The organism is Psychrobacter sp. NZS113 (assembly GCF_015864825.1).
In the GTDB taxonomy this organism is placed as follows: Bacteria; Pseudomonadota; Gammaproteobacteria; order Pseudomonadales; family Moraxellaceae; genus Psychrobacter.
In genome coordinates this window covers 1-809 of the sequence record NZ_JADYWL010000021.1, presented here as the reverse complement: position 1 = coordinate 809, position 809 = coordinate 1, and the positions used below count along the sequence as shown (strand labels likewise).

Here is an 809-nt window from a genome sequence, read left to right as displayed (position 1 = left end):
GCTGATGCCGACGCCGATGCTGATGCCGACGCCGATGCTGATGCCGACGCCGATGCTGATGCCGATGCTGATGCCGATGCTGATGCTGATGCTGATGCCGATGCAGACGCCGATGCAGACGCCGATGCTGATGCTGATGCTGATGCCGATGCTGATGCTGATGCCGATGCAGACGCCGATGCTGATGCTGATGCCGATGCTGATGCTGATGCTGATGCTGATGCCGATGCCGATGCTGATGCCGATGCTGATGCTGATGCCGACGCCGACGCCGACGCCGACGCCGATGCTGATGCTGATGCTGATGCCGATGCCGATGCTGATGCCGATGCTGATGCTGATGCCGACGCCGACGCCGACGCCGACGCCGATGCTGATGCTGATGCTGATGCCGATGCCGATGCTGATGCCGATGCTGATGCTGATGCCGACGCCGACGCCGACGCCGACGCCGATGCTGATGCTGATGCTGATGCCGATGCCGATGCTGATGCCGATGCTGATGCTGATGCCGACGCCGACGCCGACGCCGATGCTGATGCTGATGCCGATGCCGATGCCGATGCTGATGCCGATGCTGATGCTGATGCTGATGCTGATGCCGACGCCGACGCCGATGCCGATGCTGATGCTGATGCTGATGCTGATGCCGATGCTGATGCCGATGCTGATGCCGATGCTGATGCTGATGCCGACGCCGATGCTGATGCCGATGCCGATGCCGACGCCGATGCTGATGCCGACGCTGATGCCGACGCCGATGCTGATGCCGACGCCGATGCTGATGCCGACGCCGATGCTGATGCCGA

At 62.4% G+C, this 809-nt stretch carries 1 protein-coding gene; it reads left to right on the top strand.

Annotated features, from left to right (window positions below):
* Nucleotides 1–809 (top strand): hypothetical protein (locus I6E61_RS14420; RefSeq protein WP_197135300.1); only part of this gene is annotated, 809 nt, incomplete at both ends.